The sequence below is a fragment of the Staphylococcus sp. TCBT05 genome (genome assembly GCF_055179755.1).
In genome coordinates, this window is sequence record NZ_JBUQDQ010000010.1 from 1 (window position 1) to 2,209 (window position 2,209).

2 protein-coding genes are annotated in these 2,209 nt (G+C 41.6%); both read left to right on the forward strand.

Translation table 11 applies throughout. The features are described from left to right. The coding region (locus ACY191_RS05860) for a DNA-directed RNA polymerase subunit beta (RefSeq protein WP_463269930.1) at positions 1 to 752 on the forward strand (752 nt) is incomplete at its 5' end. 64 nt (positions 753 to 816) lie between these two features. Beyond that, a partial coding sequence (locus tag ACY191_RS05865) for a DNA-directed RNA polymerase subunit beta' (protein WP_463269931.1) occupies positions 817 to 2,209 on the forward strand: 1,393 nt, incomplete at its 3' end.

Consider the following 2,209-nt stretch of genomic DNA (forward strand, 5'->3'; position numbering starts at 1 on the left):
ACGGTAACAAAGGTGTTATTTCTCGTATTTTACCAGAAGAAGATATGCCTTACCTACCAGACGGTACGCCAATCGATATCATGTTAAACCCATTAGGGGTACCATCTCGTATGAATATCGGTCAGGTATTAGAGCTTCATCTTGGTATGGCAGCAAGATACCTTGGCATTCACATTGCAACACCAGTATTCGATGGTGCTCGTGAGGAAGATGTTTGGGGCACAATTGAAGAAGCTGGTATGGCAAATGACGCGAAAACAATCCTGTATGACGGACGTACTGGTGAACCATTCGATAACCGCGTATCTGTTGGTGTCATGTATATGATCAAACTTGCGCACATGGTTGACGATAAACTTCATGCTCGTTCTACTGGACCATACTCACTTGTAACGCAGCAACCTCTTGGAGGTAAAGCTCAGTTCGGTGGACAGCGTTTCGGTGAGATGGAGGTTTGGGCACTTGAAGCTTACGGTGCTGCTTATACTCTTCAAGAAATCTTAACAGTGAAGTCTGATGATGTTGTTGGACGTGTTAAGACTTATGAAGCAATTGTTAAAGGCGAAAATGTTCCAGAACCAGGCGTTCCTGAATCATTCAAAGTATTGATTAAAGAGCTGCAAAGTTTAGGTATGGACGTTAAAATGATGTCTAGCGACGATACAGAAATTGAAATGCGTGATACAGAAGATGACGATGATCATCAATCAGCAGATAAATTGAATGTCGAAGTTGAGACAACTAAGGAATAATTGGGATAACCTGTAGACTAAAAGGGAGGTAGGCCCCTTGATAGATGTAAATAACTTTGAATATATGAAGATTGGACTTGCTTCACCTGACAAGATTCGTTCTTGGTCATACGGTGAAGTTAAGAAACCAGAAACTATTAACTATCGTACGTTAAAGCCTGAAAAAGATGGCTTATTCTGTGAGCGTATTTTCGGACCACAAAAGGACTGGGAATGTCATTGCGGAAAATACAAACGTGTACGTTATAAAGGTGTAGTTTGTGATCGATGTGGCGTTGAAGTAACGCGTGCAAAAGTACGTCGTGAACGTATGGGTCATATCGAATTAGCTGCTCCTGTATCTCATATTTGGTATTTCAAAGGTATCCCGAGCCGCATGGGACTTGTCTTAGACATGTCCCCTCGCGCGCTTGAAGAAGTAATTTATTTCGCTTCTTATGTTGTAACAGAAAGTGGAGATACACCACTTGATAAGAAGCAATTACTTTCTGAAAAAGAATACCGTGCATATCGTGATCGATATGGTAGCACATTCCAAGCTGCTATGGGTGCAGAAGCAATTAAAAAGCTACTACAAGACATCGATTTAGATAAAGAAGTAGACTTCTTAAAAGAAGAATTAAAAACAGCACAAGGACAACGCCGTACTCGTGCTATTAAACGTCTAGAAGTATTAGAAGCATTCCGTAACTCTGGAAATGAACCGTCTTGGATGATCTTAGATGTTCTACCAGTAATCCCACCAGAACTACGCCCAATGGTACAGTTAGACGGTGGACGTTTTGCTACTTCTGACTTAAACGACTTATACCGTCGTGTAATTAACCGTAACAACCGTTTAAAACGTCTATTGGACTTAGGTGCACCAAGCATCATTGTTCAAAACGAAAAACGTATGTTACAAGAAGCTGTAGACGCATTAATCGATAATGGTCGTCGTGGCCGTCCAGTTACTGGGCCAGGTAACCGTCCATTAAAATCACTATCTCACATGCTTAAAGGTAAACAAGGACGTTTCCGTCAAAACTTATTAGGTAAACGTGTTGACTACTCTGGTCGTTCTGTAATCGTTGTAGGACCGAACTTAAAGATGTATCAATGTGGATTGCCAAAAGAAATGGCGCTTGAACTGTTCAAACCTTTCGTAATGAAAGAGTTAGTTGAAAAAGGATTAGCACATAACATTAAGAGTGCGAAACGTAAAATCGAGCGTGTACAACCTGAAGTTTGGGACGTTTTAGAGTCTGTGATTAAAGAACATCCAGTACTTCTAAACCGCGCACCAACACTTCACCGTCTTGGTATCCAGGCGTTTGAACCTACATTAGTAGAAGGTCGCGCAATCCGTCTTCACCCACTTGTATGTACTGCATACAACGCGGACTTTGACGGTGACCAAATGGCCGTTCACGTACCTTTATCATCAGAAGCTCAAGCTGAAGCTCGTCTTCTTATGT